Raw genomic sequence first — 14,645 nt, 5'->3', positions numbered from 1 at the left:
TCCGCCATGACCATCCCCACCGGCCGGTACACCCTTGCCGCCGACACCGCGAAGGCCGACGGCGTGTACGAGTGGCTGTCGGCCCGCCTCTCGCTCTACCTGCGGCGGGCGCCCGAGACGATCGACCCGGCCGTGCCGCTCGCCGAGTACGGCATGGACTCGGTGGCGGCGCTCAGCCTCTGCGGCGACCTGGAGGAGGAGTTCGGCCTGGAGGTCGAGCCGACCCTGCTGTGGGACTTCCCGACCGTCACCAGCCTCGTCCGCCACCTGACCGCCGTGCTGCCGGACGCCCCGGCGGACGCGGCCCCCGTGCGGGACCAGGGCTGATGGGGGACATCGCCGTCGTCGGGATCGACTGCACGTTCCCCGGAGCGGCGGGCGTACAGGCGTACTGGGACCTGCTGGTGGGGGGCAGGGCCGGCATCGGGCCCGTCCCCGGACAGCGCTGGGAGGCGCGGGACTTCCCCGCGGTCGGCGACAGCGGCGGTTTCATCGACGACGCCGATGTCTTCGACAGCGACTTCTTCTCCATCACCCCGCGCGAGGCGGCCGCGATGGACCCGCACCAGCGGCTGCTGCTGCCCTGCGCCTGGCGGGCCCTGGAGGACGCGGGGTGCGCGCCCGGCGGACTCGCGGGCACCGGGACCGGTGTGTTCGTCGGCGTGATGGGCGGTGAGTGGGGGCGCATGACCATGAGCGACCTCGCCCAGGTCACCCCGCTGCTCGGCTCGGGCAGCAGCGCCGGTATGGCCGCCAACCGGATCTCGTACCACTTCGACCTCAACGGTCCGAGCCTCGCCGTCGACACGGCCTGCTCCTCCTCGCTGGTCGCCGTCCACCTGGCCGCGAACTCGCTGCTCGCCGGGGAGTGCGACACCGCGCTCGCCGGCGGGGTCAACGTCGTGCTCTCGCCCTCGCTCGGCCTGGTCTACGGGCAGCTCGGCCTGGCCGCGGCCGACGGGCGCTGCAAGCCGTTCAGCGCCGACGCGGACGGCATCGGCCGCAGCGACGGCGTCGGCCTGGTCGTGCTGCGCCGGCTGGAGGACGCGCTCGCCGAGGGCGCCCGGATCTACGCCGTGCTGCGCGGCAGCGCCGTCAACCAGGACGGCCGCAGCAACGGGATGATCGCCCCCAACCGCTGGTCCCAGGAGCGCGTCCTGAACGCCGCCTACCGGCGCGCCGGTGTCAGCCCCGCCGAGGTCGCCTTCGTCGAGGCCCACGGCACCGGGACCGTGCTCGGGGACGCCATCGAGTGCGCGGCCCTCGGCTCGGTGCACGGTGTCCCGCGCGAGACCCCCTGCGCGATCGGCTCGGTCAAGGGAAACCTGGGCCACACCGAGGGCGCGGCCGGGATCGCCGGGTTCATCAAGACCGCGCTGGCCCTGCACCACCGCATCGTCCCCGCCAGCCTCTACGCGGAGCGCGAGAACTCCCGGCTGCGGCTGGGCGAGCGCGGTCTGCGCCTGCTGAAGTCCCCGGCCCGGCTGCCGCGCGGCGAGAACATCGCCGGGGTCAGCAGCTTCGGCATGGGCGGTACGAACGCCCACGCCGTCCTCGCGAGCGCCCCCCGGTCCCTGCGCGCCGTCCCCGCGCGGGCCCGCGCGGACGCCGGTGCGGCGGGCGTGTTCACCCTCAGCGCCGACACCCCGGAGGCGCTGTGCCGCAACCTCGCCGCCCAGGCCGACGCGATCGCCGCGCGGCCGAAGGGCGGGGCGGCGGCCCTGTGCCGGAGCAGCAACCGGGTCAAGACCGGTCTGCCGCACCGCTTCGCGCTGACCGCCCGCGACACGGGGGAACTCGTGGAGGGGCTGCGCCGGGCGGTCGCGCTGCGCACCCCCGCCCCGGGGGAGATGCGGCCCGCCGCCGACCGGCCCTGGGGGCGCCCGGTGGTGGCGTTCCTCTTCACCGGCCAGGGCAGCGAGTACCCCGCGATGACGGCGGGCCTGTACCGCGAGTCCCCGGCCTACCGCCGCCACTTCGACGCGGCCGACGAGGCGCTGGCCGCGCACCTGGGCGCCTCGGTGCGCGAGGCGGTGCTCGGCGGTGAGGAGTGGGGCGGCCGGCCCGAGCTGGTCCAGCCCGCCCTGTTCGCCGTCGGCCACGCGCTGGCCCGCACCCTGACGGAGCTGGGCGTCATTCCGGCCGCCGTGCTCGGCCACAGCCTCGGCGAGTACGCGGCCGCCGTCACGGCCGGGGTCCTCGCGCTCGACGAGGCCGCCGGTCTCGTGGTCCGGCGGGCCCGGCTCACGGCCGCGCTGCCCCCGGGCGGCGGGATGATCACCGCGGCGGCCGGTCCGGATGTGCTCGCCCCGGCCCTGGCGGCGGAGCCCGAGGTGGTGGCCGCCGCGCTCAACGGGCCCGCCGACACCGTGCTCTCGGGCCCGCTGGACGCCCTGGCCCGGATCGGCGAGGAGCTGGCCGGCCTCGGCATCCGGACCCGGGAGCTGGCCTCCCCGTACGCCTTCCACTCCGCCCTGATGGCCCCGGTCGCCGCCGGACTGCGCACCGCCCCCGTGCGATGCGCGCCCGCCGCGCTGCCGGTGGCGTCGACCCGGTACGGGCGGATGCTGCGCGACGAGCCGATGGACGCCGGTTACTGGGCGGACCAGACCGGGGAGCCCGTGCTGTTCGACGCGGCGCTCGGCGCCCTCGTGCGCGACATCGCCCCGACCCACCTGATCGAGATCGGTCCGCAGCCCCAGCTCACCCGGATCGCCGCCCGCGCCGGCAGCCTGGGCGGCGCCGAGCTCCTGCACCCGGCGCCCGGCCCCGAGGGCACCGGCCGGGACCTGGCGGAGACGGTCGCCGCGCTGTACCGCTGCGGACTCGACCCGGAGTGGGAGGAGCTGTACGCGCCGGAGCACCGGGTGCCCGAACCGCTCGGCCCGTACCTCTTCTCGTCCGCCCAGCGCTACTGGGACCGGCCGCCGGCCCCGGCCGAGCCGGTGGCCGCCGGGCGGCCCGACGCTCCACGGCGGTCCGAGGCCGCCCCCGGCCCCGTCGTTTCACGTGAAACAGAGAGTGACGAACCGGCTCGCGGGACCGGGGGCGAGGACCCCGTGCTCGTCGCGGTCGTCGAAGCCGTCACCGAGGTCGGCGGCTACCCCACGGAACGCGTGGTGCGCGAGGCCCGCTTCCACGAGGACCTGGGCTTCGACTCGGTGATGATCATGCAGCTCAAGAACCGGGTCGAGGCCCGGCTCCCGAGAGTCGGTGAGGTATCCGTGCAGCAGATGCTGCCCGCACTGCGCTCGGTCGGTTCGCTGGCCGAGTTCCTGGACGGCGTGATCATGGCGAGGTCGGCATGACCGACGTGCACATCGCCGCGACCGGCACGGCACTGCCCGGCGACCCGGTCGACAACACCACGCTCGCCAAGATGCTCGGTGCCAGCAAGGAGTGGATCGACCTCTTCGTCGGCACCCGGACCCGCTACTTCGGCTGGGACCCGGCCACCGGCGAGGTGCACGGCTCGCTGGCCGACCTGTGCGCCGAGGCCGGGGCGCAGGCCGTGCGGGCCTCGGGGATCGGGCTCGCGGACATCGAGTTCCTGGTGCTCGCGACCGCGACCCCGGACACCCTGCTGCCCACCACCGCGACCGAGGTGGCCGACCGGCTCGGCCTCGACCATCTGCCCGTCTACCAGATCCAGGCCGGCTGCTCCGGCGCCGTACAGGCCCTCGATCTGGGCCGCAGCCTGATCGCGGGCGGCCGGCACGCCGGGCTCGTCATCGGCGGTGACGTCACGCACCGCTTCCTGTCGCCCCGGCAGGACGCCGCGAAGATCCCCACCAACGAGCTCGTCAACTACGTCCTGTTCGGGGACGGGGCCGGCGCCGCCGTCCTCACCGCCGAACCCGAGGGCGAGCGGATCGCCGTGCGGTCCGTGCTCAACTCCTGGACCGGACGCGGCCGGCGGCCCGGCCAGCTGCTCGACTGGTACGGCACCACCGACCGCGACTCCGACCGGCCGATGCTCGCCGAGGACTACAAGGCGATCGAGGAGCATGTGCCGCCGATCGCCTCGGAGATCCTGTGGGACCTGCTCGGCGGCCTCGGCTGGAGCCTGGACGACATCGGATTCCTGCTGCCGCCCCAGCTCTCCGAGCGGATGACCGCCCGGATCGTGGAGCGGCTGCCCGACTGCGCCGCCCGGAAGGTCTCCTGCGTCGCCGACACCGGCAACACCGGCAACGCCCTGCCGTTCCTCCAGCTCGACCGGCTGGTGCCCGAACTCGCCGAGGGCGACCGGGCGCTCGGCCTGTGCGTGGAGTCCAGCCGGTGGATCCGAGCCGGGTTCGCCCTGGAGAAGGTGTGAGGTGGCGATGACCACGGGACTGGACCACCTCCGCGACCTGCGCAGGCGCGGGCTGCTGGAGAAGGCGTACGACCAGGTCGCCGCCGCCCTCGCCGAGGAGGAGCCCGGCTGTGTGCGGGCGGACACCGCCGCGGCCGGCCGGCTGCTCGACGGCATCGACCCCGAGGCCGTGCTGGCCCACCATCCGGCGACCCCGGTCGTCACGGTCGCCGTCACCGGCCAGTCCACCGTCGGCCAGGTCCTCGACCCGCTCCGGGGCGAACTGGCCCGCCACGGGCTGCTCCTGCGCCCCGTCCTCGGCGAGCACGGCACGTACCTGCGCGACCTGACCGACCCCATGAGCGAGCTGCACACGGCCGCCCCCGACCTCACCCTGTGCCTGCTGGACGCCGAGACGGTCTTCGAGCAGGTCCCCGGCGTGTGGCGGCCCGAGGACGTCGAAGCCGCGGCCGGCGACGTGCTGGACCGGTGCGCCGCGCTGGCCGGCGCCGCGCCGGGCACCCTGGTCCTCAACACCCTGCCGCTGCCCCTCGCGTACAGCAGACAGCTCATCGACCACCGCTCCCGGGCCCGGCTCGGGGCGGTGTGGCGGGAGTTCAACGCCCGGCTGCTGCGGCTCACCGAGTGCTCACCGGCCCTGGTGGTCATCGACCTCGACCCGCTGACGGCCGACGGCGGCCCGGTCACCGACGCCCGCCTGGCCCGGTACGCCAAGGTGCGGCTCGGCGCCGAACTGCTGGCCGGGTACGCCAGGGAAGTCGCCCACCTGGCACGGTCCCTGCGCGGCGCCACCCGCAAATGCCTGGTGCTCGACCTCGACCGGACGCTGTGGGACGGGGTGCTCGCCGAGGAGGGGCCCGACGGCATCGCCGCCGCGGGCACCCTGCGCGGGGAGGCCTTCGGCGCCTTCCAGACCTGCGTCAAGCAGCTCGGCTCCCAGGGCGTCCTGCTCGCGGTGAGCAGCAAGAACGACGCGGCGGAGGTGGCCCGGGTGCTGGCGGACCACCCCGATCTGGTGCTGCGCGAGCGGGACTTCGTGGCGGTCAACGCCAACTGGGACCCGAAGGACGGCAACCTCGCGGACATCGCGGCGCAGCTGGACCTGGCGACCGACGCCCTGGTCTTCGCGGACGACTCGGCGGCCGAGCGGGCGCAGGTGCGCCACGGCCTGCCCGGGGTCGCCGTGGTGCCGCTCGACGGGGAGCCCGCGACGCACATCGCGCGGCTGCTCGCGGACGGCTGGTTCGACACGGTGAGCCTGACCGAGGAGGACCGGGCCCGGACCGGTGAGTACCGGGCCCGCCGCGAGCGCCGGGAACTGCACGCCGGATCGGGCTCGCACGAGGAGTTCCTGCGCGCCCTGGACGTACGGCTGGAGGTCGGCCCGCCGCGCCCGCACGAGGCGGCCCGGATCTCGCAGCTGACCTTGCGGACCAACCAGTTCAACCTCGCCGGGGGCGGTCTCACCGAGGCGGCCGTGACGGACCTGGCCGCCGACGCGGAACGGGAGGTGCTGGTGGCCCGCACCGCCGACCGGTTCGGGGACAACGGGCTGGTCGGCGCGGTGCTGATCAGCCGGTCCGCGGCGCACTGGCGGCTGGACAACCTGTGGCTCAGCTGCCGGGTGCTCGGCCGCGGCGTCGAACGCGCCTTCCTCGCCGTACTGTTGAGCAGAGCCCGGCGCCTCGGACTGCGCGCCGTGGACGCCCGCTACGCACCCACCGCCCGCAATCACCGGGCCCGGGACCTCTATCCGTCCTGTGGGTTCGTCGCCCGTCGGCTTCCCGGGGCCGGGGAGCGCGGGGACGGGGCTTCGGAGTACCGCCACGATCTGACGGTGCTGCCGGAGGTCCCCGGCCACATACGTGTCACCGAGTCCGGAAAGGCACCCCGATGAGCGCCGACGACCTGACGGGCCTCGACGCGTTCCTGCGGATCGTGGGCGACGACCTGGGCCTGGACGTGGAGCACCCCGCCGGCGCCGACCTCGCCCTCACCGAGGTGCCCGGCTGGGACTCGCTGAACCTGCTCCGGCTGCTGGTGCTCCTGGAGGAGTCCGGCCACCAGGTACCGGTGCACCGTCTGCTGGAGGCGCAGAGCCTCCGGGACATTCACACCCTCGTGAAGGAGTACGGATGACCGCCCCGGGCAGTGTCACGCTCGGCTCACCGCTCGGAGAGCCCGTCGCCGTGGTTCCCGGGGGTGACTCGTGGAACAGGGTCAGGGACGACCTCGCCGCGCACGGCAGCGCCCTGGCCTACGCGTGGCTGAAGGACCTGGAGCCCGCCGTGCCCGCGGGCGACGACCTGCGCGAGCTGCTCGGCCGTGACTGGACGCGCTATCTGGACCTGACCCACTCCGACGTACGCAACCGGTACGTGGCCTCCCGGATGCTGCTCAAGCACGCGGCGGGAGCGGTGCTCGCCAGTGAGCCGGCCGACCTGGAGCTGGCGTACGGACCGACCGGGCGCCCGTATCTGCGCGGCTGCGACCAGATCGACATCAGCCTCAGCCACACCGAGGACCTGCTGCTCGTGGGGCTGACCACCTGCGGGCTGATCGGCGTGGACGCCGAGCGGGCCGACCGCGACATGTACGGCGGCGGGCTCGTCCGGCACATCTGTACGCCGTACGAGGCGGTGCTGCTGTCCGGGATGCCGGAGAAGGAGCGCAACGGCGCGCTGGTGAGGCTGTGGACGCTGAAGGAGGCGTACAGCAAGGCGATCGGGCAGGGCATGCAGTTCCGCTTCACCGAGTTCGGCTTCGGCCCGGACGGCCGGCCGGTGCGCGTGCAGCGGCCCGACGGTACTCCGGGCACCGGCGAGGAGTGGACCTTCCGCACCTTCCCGCTGGAGGACGGTTACGTGGTCAGCGCGGCGGTGTACGACGCGGGCTTCGGCAAGCTGCAGGACGCCCATGTCACGACGATGCTCGACCAGGACTGCGTGGACGCGATCACGGAGGCGCTGGACGAGGAGGGCGGGGACGGGGGCGCCGGCGCGTGAGGCGCGGGGCGGCGGTGCCCCCGTCAGAGCGGCCGGGTGGCCGAGTCGTCGGAGAGCATCTCCTGACGGGCGGCGTTGTAGCCGGCCTGGAACCGGCTGGTGGCCTCCAACTGCTCGGTGATCTCCGCTATGTGGCGCCGGCAGGTGCGCACGGACATGCCGAGCCGGCGGGCGACCATCTCGTCCTTGTAGCCCTTGGTCATCAGCCGGATGATCGACCACTTCAGCTCGTCGGTCGAGGACGAGGGGCGCTGGGACTCCACCATGTACGGGGTCGAGCCCTCCCACAGGTACTCGAAGACGGAGCACAGGAACGCCACGAGCGCGGGCTCGCGGACGACGGCCGCACCCGGGAAGCCGCCCGCGCGGGCGGACCGCGCCGGCAGGAAGGCCACCTCCCTGTCGTAGATGATCAGCCGGTCGATCACCTCGTCCGCGGTCCGGACCTCCGCGCCCCGTGCGGTGACGTCGCGGACGTAGGAGCGGGTGGGCAGGTCGTTGCGCGCGGTGTGCTGGTAGATGGTCCGGATGTGCACCCCGCGCGACAGGATGGACAGCGCGCTCTCCCGGGCGTCGTCGAGGAGGTCCGCCGGGCGCGCGCCGCCGGGCTGGACGGTGATCAGCTCGCTCTTGCAGGTCTGCCCGAGATGGTCCAGGAGGGCCTGGATGCGGGCGGGGTCGCTGATGATGTCGATGGCTTCCAGGTGGTTGCGCACCCGGCGGCCCTCGAAGTACAGGGGGGTCAGCGACATCAGCTTCGCCCGGACCTCCGTGACGGCCTGCTGGAGGTCGCGGATCTGCCGTTCGGCGGGGCCCACCAGGGAGGCGGCGGCGGCGTCGGGTGTGACGGGGGTCAGCTGGTGCGAGTGACCGGGCACCGACTGGAGCAGCCGGACACCGACCAGCACGCTTTCGACCCGGGCGACCTCGTCGTGCGTGAGGGACAGGTCCTTGGCAATCCGTTCCCGGTCGAAACGGCCGCACTCGACGGCGATGCCGTATGCCGCAGCGCTCACGTCATCCAGTTCGGCAAAGCCTGAATCCGCGTACTCCCCTTGGAACACGCCAGCCCCCACTGGTCGGTGTAATTGCTGCCACGTAACTTTACGCCAACGTGAAGCTCTTGGCGCGAATGATCGGTGTCCGAGACTCTTTTCCCGTCGCCCGGGAGCACCGAAGCCGGAGGTTCCGGGCGACGGAGTAGCCGGAGGTAAGGCTCATTCGTCGACCTAGGGGAGTCGCAATGGCAAGTTACGGTAAAGAATCTTTGGTTCGCTTGACTTTGCTGATGGGTGTACTTCTGGCCGTTCTCGGGGGACAGTTCATGGTGGGGCTCTCGCAGGGGACGTCCGCTCGCAGCGCGGTCTCCGTGGGGCTCGGGGAGACCGGCGGGGACCGGCCGGCGGACGACCGCTGGGGCCCGCTGACCTGACCGTCCCGCCCGTACCGACTCGACTCAGCCGATGCTCCCCGCAGCGCACATGCGGGGAGCATCGCCGTGTGCGGCCCCCGCCGGCCTGCGCGCGGGTACGGCGATGGCGCTCAGCAGCACCCCGTCCCGCGCGGACCAGCGCCCGCTGAACGAGGTGGGCCCCGCCGGGGACAACGTGTCCGGGTCCGGCAGCAGCCGGGCGGTGAACGTCTCCTGCACCGCGTCCACGCTCACCAGCGCGTCGGTGAAGTCGAGTTCCTGGCCGGTGAGCGGGAACCACGTCTTGTACACCGCTTCCTTGACGGAGAACAGCAGCCGGTCCCAGGCGACTTCCGGCATCGCCCACGCCAGTTCACGGGTCCGGCGCAGCTCCTGGGGCAGCGCGATCGACTCCAGCACTCCCGGCCGCAGCGGGGCGTTGGGCTCCGCGTCGATCCCCACCGCCAGGAAGTCCTCCCTGCGGGCGAGCGCCACGCCCCGGAAGCCCGCGCAGTGCGTCATCGACCCCACGACCGAGGGCGCCCACTGCGGCACCCCCCGCCGGCCCGGCAGCACGGCCGCCGGCGCCACCCCGAGCGCCCCCATCGCCCGCCGGGCGCACCACCGCACGGTGGAGAACTCCAGCCGGCGCTTCGGGACGGCGTTGCCGATCAGGGACTCCTCCTCCGGGAAGAGGAACACGTCGGCCGGGTCGACGGTGGCCTCGGCGGTGGCGACGGTCGAAGGCAGGAGCTTGGTGAGCACGGCAGTCCTTCAGGTCGGGGCGTCGGGTGGACGCTTCCCACGCTCCCGCCGCCGCCCCGCGGCGGCCAGCGCGGCGGCCTTTGGCCGGACGGCCCGGACCTCTCCCGCCGCCGTTCCTGCCAGCCCGCTGCCATCCGCAGGGACCCGCCCACCCCGCCTGCGGCCGGACTGCCACCACCCGGCGACGCCCTTGCCATGCCCCTGCTATACCCGGGCGGGACCCTCCGTGTTCAGGTCACACACCGTCAACTGAGGGGTCGGGAAGGGGTGTTCTCCCTCGCGTCGGGCGTCCAGCCTGGGGGAATGGCGCACGGAAACCTCATGGGCATCAGCGACCTCCATGTCGCATTCCCGGAGAACCGCCGGATCGTCGAGGAGCTGTATCCCGACAGCCCCGCCGACTGGCTCATCGTCGCCGGTGACGTCGGGGAGTCCCCCGACGATCTGAGCTGGGTGCTCGATTTGCTCACCCGCCGCTATGCCACCGTCATCTGGGCTCCCGGAAACCATGATCTGTGGACTCTTCGCGATGATCCTGTGCCGCTGCGTGGAGACGCCCGGTACCGGCGATTGATCGAAATCTGCCGCTCGTACGGAGTGCACACGCCGGAGGATCCGTACCCGGTCTGGTCCGGACCGGGCGGCCCGCTGGTCGTGGCCCCCCTCTTCCTGCTGTACGACTACACCTTCCGCACGCCCACGGCCGCCACCCGGGAACAGGCGCTGGAGCAGGCGTACGAGGCCGGCGTGGTGTGCACCGACGAGTTCATGCTGCACCCCGACCCCTACCCCTCCCGCGAGGCCTGGTGCCGGGCCCGGGTCGCCGCCACCGAACAGCGCCTGGCCGCCTGCGACCCCGAGCTGCGCACCGTGCTGGTCAACCACTTCCCGCTGGTCCGTACGCCCACCCGCATCCTGCGCCACCCCGAGTTCGCCCAGTGGTGCGGCACCGAGCTGACGGCCGACTGGCACACCCGCTTCCGCGCCGCCGCCGTCGTGTACGGACACCTCCACATCCCGCGCACCACGTGGTACGACGGTGTGCGCTTCGAGGAGGTCTCGGTCGGCTACCCCAGGGAGCGGCGCCACCGGGGGCAGACAGGGGTGGCGCCCCGCCGCATCTTTCCGGCCGTCCCCGGGGATTGCTGACTGGCAGGTTCCGGCCATCGTGGCAGCGGCGGACCCACCCCTATGCTGAAACCCGATTGCTTCTCAAGCGCTGCTCGATCGGTCCTGTATCCGGTTCGCATTCCCGTTTCTTTACCATGGACCGGAACATGGGCATGGGGGATCTCATGGTTTTGTTCCGTCGCGCCGAAGAACTTTCTCTTCTGGAAAAGCTGATCGAAGGCTGCGGGGAAGGGAATTCCGGACTGCTTCTCATCGAAGGGGCGGTCGGCTGTGGAAAAAGTGAATTCCTGGAGACCGTTGCCGTAAATTCGGAGAAACGCGGCGCCCTGGTGCTGCGGGGAATGGCCACCGCCGCCGAGCGGCGCCATCCGCTCGGCGTGCTGCGCCAGCTGACCGCCGACGCGCCGCCCGGCGCGCTCCCGCCCCTGCCCCCGTCGCCCGCCGAGGCCGGCCGGGTCGGGACCATGCGGCAGTTCGCCTCCGCCGTACGGGAGCTGAGCGCCACCGCGCCCGTGGTGATCTGCGTGGACGACCTGCACCACGTCGACGAGCTCTCCGGCCGCTACCTGCTCCAGCTCGCCCGCGGCACCCGCGAGGCCAAGGTGCTCCTCGCCCTCACCGAGTCCGTCCACGAGCACGGCGACGACCCGCTGCTGCGCACCGAACTGCTGCGGCTGCCCCACTTCTCGCGCCTGCGCCTCGAACGCTTCACGCCCGACGCGGTCCGGGCCATGCTCCCCGACCGCACCGAGGCCGAGACCGCCCGGCTGCACCGGGCCGGCGGCGGCAACCCGCTGCTGCTGCGCGCCCTGCTCCAGGACCCCGGCGCCCGCCCCGGCGACGCCTACACCCAGGCCGTGCTGGCCTGCCTGCACCGCTGCGGGCCCGCCACCACCGCGCTGACCGAGGCCATCGCCGTACTCGACCCCCTGGCGACCGCCCCGCACGTCGCCCGCCTCGCCGGCACCCCCGAACCCGCCGCCGCCCGCGCGCTCTCCGCCCTGGAGGACGCGGGGCTGCTGACCCGGGAGCGCGGCTTCTGCCACCCCGCCGCCCGGGCCGCCGTGCTCGACCGGATGGAGCCGGACGCCCGCCGCGGCCTGCACCGGGAGGCCGCCCTGCTGGCCCGTGCCGCCGGCGCCCCCGACACCGTGGTCGCCGCCCAGCTCCTCGCCGCCCGGCACACCGGGGAGGACTGGGCGCTGCCCGTGCTGCGCGCCGCCGCCGACCAGTACGCCGCCGACGCCGCGCTCGACCAGGCGGCCGCCCTGCTGGCGCTCGCCCGGGAGGCGTGCCCGGACGAGGCCCGCCGCGCCGAACTGAGCGTCCGGCTCGCCGTCGTCACGGGGCGCACCGACCCGGTCGGCGCCGAACGCCACCTCGCCGAACCCCTGGCCGCCCTCGCCGCCGGACGGCTGGACGCCCTCGCCCTCGGCCCGCTCGCCCGGGTCCTGGCCGCGCAGGGCCGCATCGACGAGTCGACGGACGTGCTGGAACGGCTCGCCGCCGGTGAGGGCCGCCACCCCGGCGCCGACCGCAGGCACGGCGAGATCCCCGGCGACGACCCGCTCGACGGGCTCTCGGCGTTCCCGCAGTGGGGCGCCGTCGGTCGCCGCGGCCCGGGCGCGCCCGCACCGCACCCGGGCCGCGCCGTCCGGGGGGCCGTCCACCCGGCCGCCCTGTGGGCGCTGCCGGCCGAGGTGGAGGAGGGGGTCGCCGCGCAGGCCGCCGAACTCTTCCTGCGCGGGGCCACTCTGGCCGAGGGCATGGTGGAACCGGCCGTGCAGGCCCTGCGCACCCTGCTCTTCCTGGACGGCGCCGAGCGGGCGGTGCCGTGGTGCGAGAGGTTCGCCGGGCAGGCGGCGGAGCGCGGTGCGACCGGCTGGCAGGCCGTGTTCGCCGGGCTCCTGGCCGAGGCCCGGCTGCGCCTGGGCGACCTGAGCGGCGCCGCGGAGACGGCCGAGGACGCCCTGCGCGTGGTGCCCGCCCGGGGCGGCGGCGTCCAGCTGTGCGGGCTCATGGCCACCCTGGTGCGGGCCCGGACCGCCATGGGGCAGCCCGAGGCGGCGGCCGCCGTGCTCAGCAGGCCCGTCCCCGAGCGGCTGACCGGCAGCGTCCACGGTCTGGCCTACCTGCGGGCCCGGGGGCACTACGCGCTGGCCACGAGCCGGTTCCACGCGGCGCTCGGCGACTTCCTGGACATCGGCCGCCACATGAAGCGCTGGGGCCTGGACCGGCCGAGGGTCCTGCCGTGGCGGGCCGACGCGGCGGAGGCGCTGCTGCGGCTCGGCGAGAGCCAGCAGGCCGACCGCTTCCTGGCCGACCAGCTGACCACCCGGGACGCGGGCGACCCCTGGGTGCGCGGGATGACGCTGCGGCTGCGGGCCTCGCTGCGCGAGCCGAAGGAGCGGCAGGCGATGCTCACCAAGGCCGTGGACGACCTGCACCGGTCCGGCGACAACTACGAACTGGCCCGCGCCATGAGCGACTTCGGCCAGGTGCTGCGCGTCCTGGGCGAGCCGGCCCGCGCCGCCATGGTCAACCGCCGGGCCTGGCACGTGGCGAAGGAGTGCGGGGCGGAAGCGCTGTGCGTGAAGATCCTGCCCGGTCACACCGGTGAGGCCCCGCAGGCGGCGTCGGCCGCCGAGGCCCCGCACGCCGACCTGGTGGCGAGCCTCAGCGAGTCGGAGAAACGGGTCGCCCTGCTGGCCGTGCACGGCCACACCAACCGGGAGATCGCCCAGAAGCTGTACATCACGGTGAGCACCGTCGAGCAGCACCTGACCCGCGTCTACCGCAAGCTGGAGATCCCCGGCCGGCAGGCCCTCCCGGTCGACTTCCACCTGGGGGTCGCCGAGTTCATCCGATGACAGCCCATAGCAAGGTCATGGCAAGCCCGCGCCGGGTCCGCCCGGCCATGGCAGGCGACTGGTGTCCTCCCGCCCCCTCCCCGGCCGGACACGCCCGCGCCACTGGTCCCGGGTGGTCCTGCCGCGGCGCGTCCTGGAAGGTCGGTCCCGAGGCCGTAGCCCACCAGGGAGGGCACCATGACCACCACACCGACGTACGAGCAGCCGGGGAGCGCGGGGAGTCCCGGACAGGTGCGCGACGCCATGCTCGACCGGGTCGAGGAGCGGCTCGCCCGCCTCCTCGCCGACGAGACCCGGAGCCGCCGCACGGCCGATCCGCGCAGCGCGGTGCTGGTGGCGGGCGTGGCCGAACTCGTCCAGGCCGGGGCCGAGCGGGCCCATCCGGTCATCTGCCTCACCGGCTACCTCGCGGCCGGCGGCGACCCGGCCGGCGAGGACGTGGTGTCCGCCTGCGCCGCGCTCGAACTCCTCGACACCTGCCTGATGATCCGGGACGACGTCCGCCGGAACGCCACCCTGCGCCGGGGCATCCCCACCCTGCACATCAGCCATGCCGCCGAGCACGAGCGCAACGGCTGGCGCGGCGAGTCCCGCCGCTTCGGCGAGGACACCGCCGTACTCGCGGGCGACCTCGCGACGGCGTACGGGGACCGCCTCGCGGCCCGGCTGCCCCTGACCGCCCGGGAGCTGTGGGACGGCCTGCGCACGGAACGCACCATCGGCGCGCATGCCGAGGCCGCGGCGGCGACGGAGTACCTCGACGACGCCTGGCCCGGTCAGTGCCTCGACGGCTGCGGCGACGGCTGCGGCGCCGGCTGGTACGGGCTGCGCCACGCCCTGCTGATCGGCGCCGCGCTCGCGGGCCGCGACGACCTGCGCGAGACGTACGAGGAGTACGCGCGCGCCCTGCACGCCGCCTGGCGGATCCGCGGGTTCCTGCGCGGTGGGCCGGGGTTCGACGGCGACGCCCAGTTCCTGCGGGACGTCTTCTTCGACGCGCAGGCCCGCGAGAAGGCCGAGGAGACCATCGCCGGGCTGCTCGACGGCGCCGACGCGCTGGTGGCGACCGCCCCTGTCACCCCTCGCTGGCGCACCGAACTGATGGCCTTCGCCCGCCGGGTGGCGGGCTGCGAGTGAGCGGTGCG

12 protein-coding genes are annotated in these 14,645 nt (G+C 74.1%); 10 read left to right on the top strand and 2 right to left on the bottom strand.

Features of this window, described 5'->3' with window-relative positions; genetic code table 11:
* Window positions 1–6: 6 nt before the first annotated feature.
* The 6 genes from ABZ564_RS04555 to ABZ564_RS04530 are packed head-to-tail and all read left to right on the top strand — an operon-like array spanning window position 7 to window position 7,323.
* Window positions 7–327, top strand: coding sequence for an acyl carrier protein (locus ABZ564_RS04555; RefSeq protein ID WP_360849300.1), 321 nt, complete (start codon window positions 7–9; stop codon window positions 325–327).
* Complete coding sequence (locus ABZ564_RS04550; RefSeq protein WP_360849297.1) at window positions 327–3,308, top strand: beta-ketoacyl synthase N-terminal-like domain-containing protein; 2,982 nt, start codon at window positions 327–329, stop codon at window positions 3,306–3,308. Before ABZ564_RS04555 ends, ABZ564_RS04550 begins: the two co-directional genes overlap by 1 nt.
* The gene (locus ABZ564_RS04545; RefSeq protein WP_360849294.1) at window positions 3,305–4,318 is read left to right on the top strand and encodes a 3-oxoacyl-ACP synthase III family protein; all 1,014 of its coding nucleotides are present in this window, start codon (window positions 3,305–3,307) and stop codon (window positions 4,316–4,318) included. Before ABZ564_RS04550 ends, ABZ564_RS04545 begins: the two co-directional genes overlap by 4 nt.
* A gap of 7 nt (window positions 4,319–4,325) precedes the next feature.
* A complete protein-coding gene (locus ABZ564_RS04540) occupies window positions 4,326–6,215 on the top strand; it encodes an HAD-IIIC family phosphatase (RefSeq protein ID WP_360849291.1) in 1,890 nt (629 codons plus the stop codon).
* Window positions 6,212–6,457 carry a phosphopantetheine-binding protein gene (locus tag ABZ564_RS04535; protein WP_360849288.1) on the top strand — a complete coding sequence of 82 codons (246 nt, stop codon included), beginning with the start codon at window positions 6,212–6,214 and terminating at the stop codon, window positions 6,455–6,457. The genes ABZ564_RS04540 and ABZ564_RS04535 overlap by 4 nt, the downstream gene beginning before the upstream one ends.
* Entirely contained in the window at window positions 6,454–7,323 is an 870-nt protein-coding gene (locus tag ABZ564_RS04530; protein WP_360849285.1) for a 4'-phosphopantetheinyl transferase superfamily protein, read from the top strand. Before ABZ564_RS04535 ends, ABZ564_RS04530 begins: the two co-directional genes overlap by 4 nt.
* A gap of 23 nt (window positions 7,324–7,346) precedes the next feature.
* Here ABZ564_RS04530 and ABZ564_RS04525 read toward each other — a convergent pair whose 3' ends face one another.
* Entirely contained in the window at window positions 7,347–8,339 is a 993-nt protein-coding gene (locus ABZ564_RS04525) for a LuxR C-terminal-related transcriptional regulator (protein ID WP_360849282.1), read from the bottom strand.
* 272 nt (window positions 8,340–8,611) lie between these two features.
* On the opposite strand from ABZ564_RS04525, the gene ABZ564_RS04520 reads away from it, so the two are divergent.
* Window positions 8,612–8,755 carry a hypothetical protein gene (locus ABZ564_RS04520; RefSeq protein WP_360849279.1) on the top strand — a complete coding sequence of 48 codons (144 nt, stop codon included), beginning with the start codon at window positions 8,612–8,614 and terminating at the stop codon, window positions 8,753–8,755.
* A gap of 24 nt (window positions 8,756–8,779) precedes the next feature.
* On the opposite strand, the gene ABZ564_RS04515 is transcribed toward ABZ564_RS04520, so the two are convergent.
* Window positions 8,780–9,499 carry a 4'-phosphopantetheinyl transferase superfamily protein gene (locus tag ABZ564_RS04515; protein WP_360849277.1) on the bottom strand — a complete coding sequence of 240 codons (720 nt, stop codon included), beginning with the start codon at window positions 9,497–9,499 and terminating at the stop codon, window positions 8,780–8,782.
* 321 nt (window positions 9,500–9,820) lie between these two features.
* Here ABZ564_RS04515 and ABZ564_RS04510 point away from each other — a divergent pair, with 321 nt between their 5' ends.
* The 3 genes from ABZ564_RS04510 (at window position 9,821) to ABZ564_RS04500 (ending at window position 14,637) form a co-directional block, all read left to right on the top strand.
* Window positions 9,821–10,648 carry a metallophosphoesterase gene (locus ABZ564_RS04510; protein ID WP_360849377.1) on the top strand — a complete coding sequence of 276 codons (828 nt, stop codon included), beginning with the start codon at window positions 9,821–9,823 and terminating at the stop codon, window positions 10,646–10,648.
* Between the two features lie 146 nt (window positions 10,649–10,794).
* A complete protein-coding gene (locus tag ABZ564_RS04505; protein WP_360849275.1) occupies window positions 10,795–13,500 on the top strand; it encodes an AAA family ATPase in 2,706 nt (901 codons plus the stop codon).
* Between the two features lie 177 nt (window positions 13,501–13,677).
* Window positions 13,678–14,637 carry a polyprenyl synthetase family protein gene (locus ABZ564_RS04500; RefSeq protein WP_360849272.1) on the top strand — a complete coding sequence of 320 codons (960 nt, stop codon included), beginning with the start codon at window positions 13,678–13,680 and terminating at the stop codon, window positions 14,635–14,637.
* Window positions 14,638–14,645: the final 8 nt, after the last annotated feature.

This window comes from Streptomyces sp. NPDC019224 (genome assembly GCF_040632605.1).
In the GTDB taxonomy this organism is placed as follows: domain Bacteria; phylum Actinomycetota; class Actinomycetes; order Streptomycetales; family Streptomycetaceae; genus Streptomyces.
Note: the sequence above shows the minus strand (reverse complement) of the source record. Positions and strands in the feature narration are given on the sequence as shown.

Coding starts and splice junctions, on each gene's coding strand:
- ABZ564_RS04555 (WP_360849300.1), top strand. CDS start 7: ATGACCATCCCCACCGGCCGGTACACCCTTGCCGCCGACACCGCGAAG.
- ABZ564_RS04550 (WP_360849297.1), top strand. CDS start 327: ATGGGGGACATCGCCGTCGTCGGGATCGACTGCACGTTCCCCGGAGCG.
- ABZ564_RS04545 (WP_360849294.1), top strand. CDS start 3,305: ATGACCGACGTGCACATCGCCGCGACCGGCACGGCACTGCCCGGCGAC.
- ABZ564_RS04540 (WP_360849291.1), top strand. CDS start 4,326: ATGACCACGGGACTGGACCACCTCCGCGACCTGCGCAGGCGCGGGCTG.
- ABZ564_RS04535 (WP_360849288.1), top strand. CDS start 6,212: ATGAGCGCCGACGACCTGACGGGCCTCGACGCGTTCCTGCGGATCGTG.
- ABZ564_RS04530 (WP_360849285.1), top strand. CDS start 6,454: ATGACCGCCCCGGGCAGTGTCACGCTCGGCTCACCGCTCGGAGAGCCC.
- ABZ564_RS04520 (WP_360849279.1), top strand. CDS start 8,612: ATGGGTGTACTTCTGGCCGTTCTCGGGGGACAGTTCATGGTGGGGCTC.
- ABZ564_RS04510 (WP_360849377.1), top strand. CDS start 9,821: ATGGGCATCAGCGACCTCCATGTCGCATTCCCGGAGAACCGCCGGATC.
- ABZ564_RS04505 (WP_360849275.1), top strand. CDS start 10,795: ATGGTTTTGTTCCGTCGCGCCGAAGAACTTTCTCTTCTGGAAAAGCTG.
- ABZ564_RS04500 (WP_360849272.1), top strand. CDS start 13,678: ATGACCACCACACCGACGTACGAGCAGCCGGGGAGCGCGGGGAGTCCC.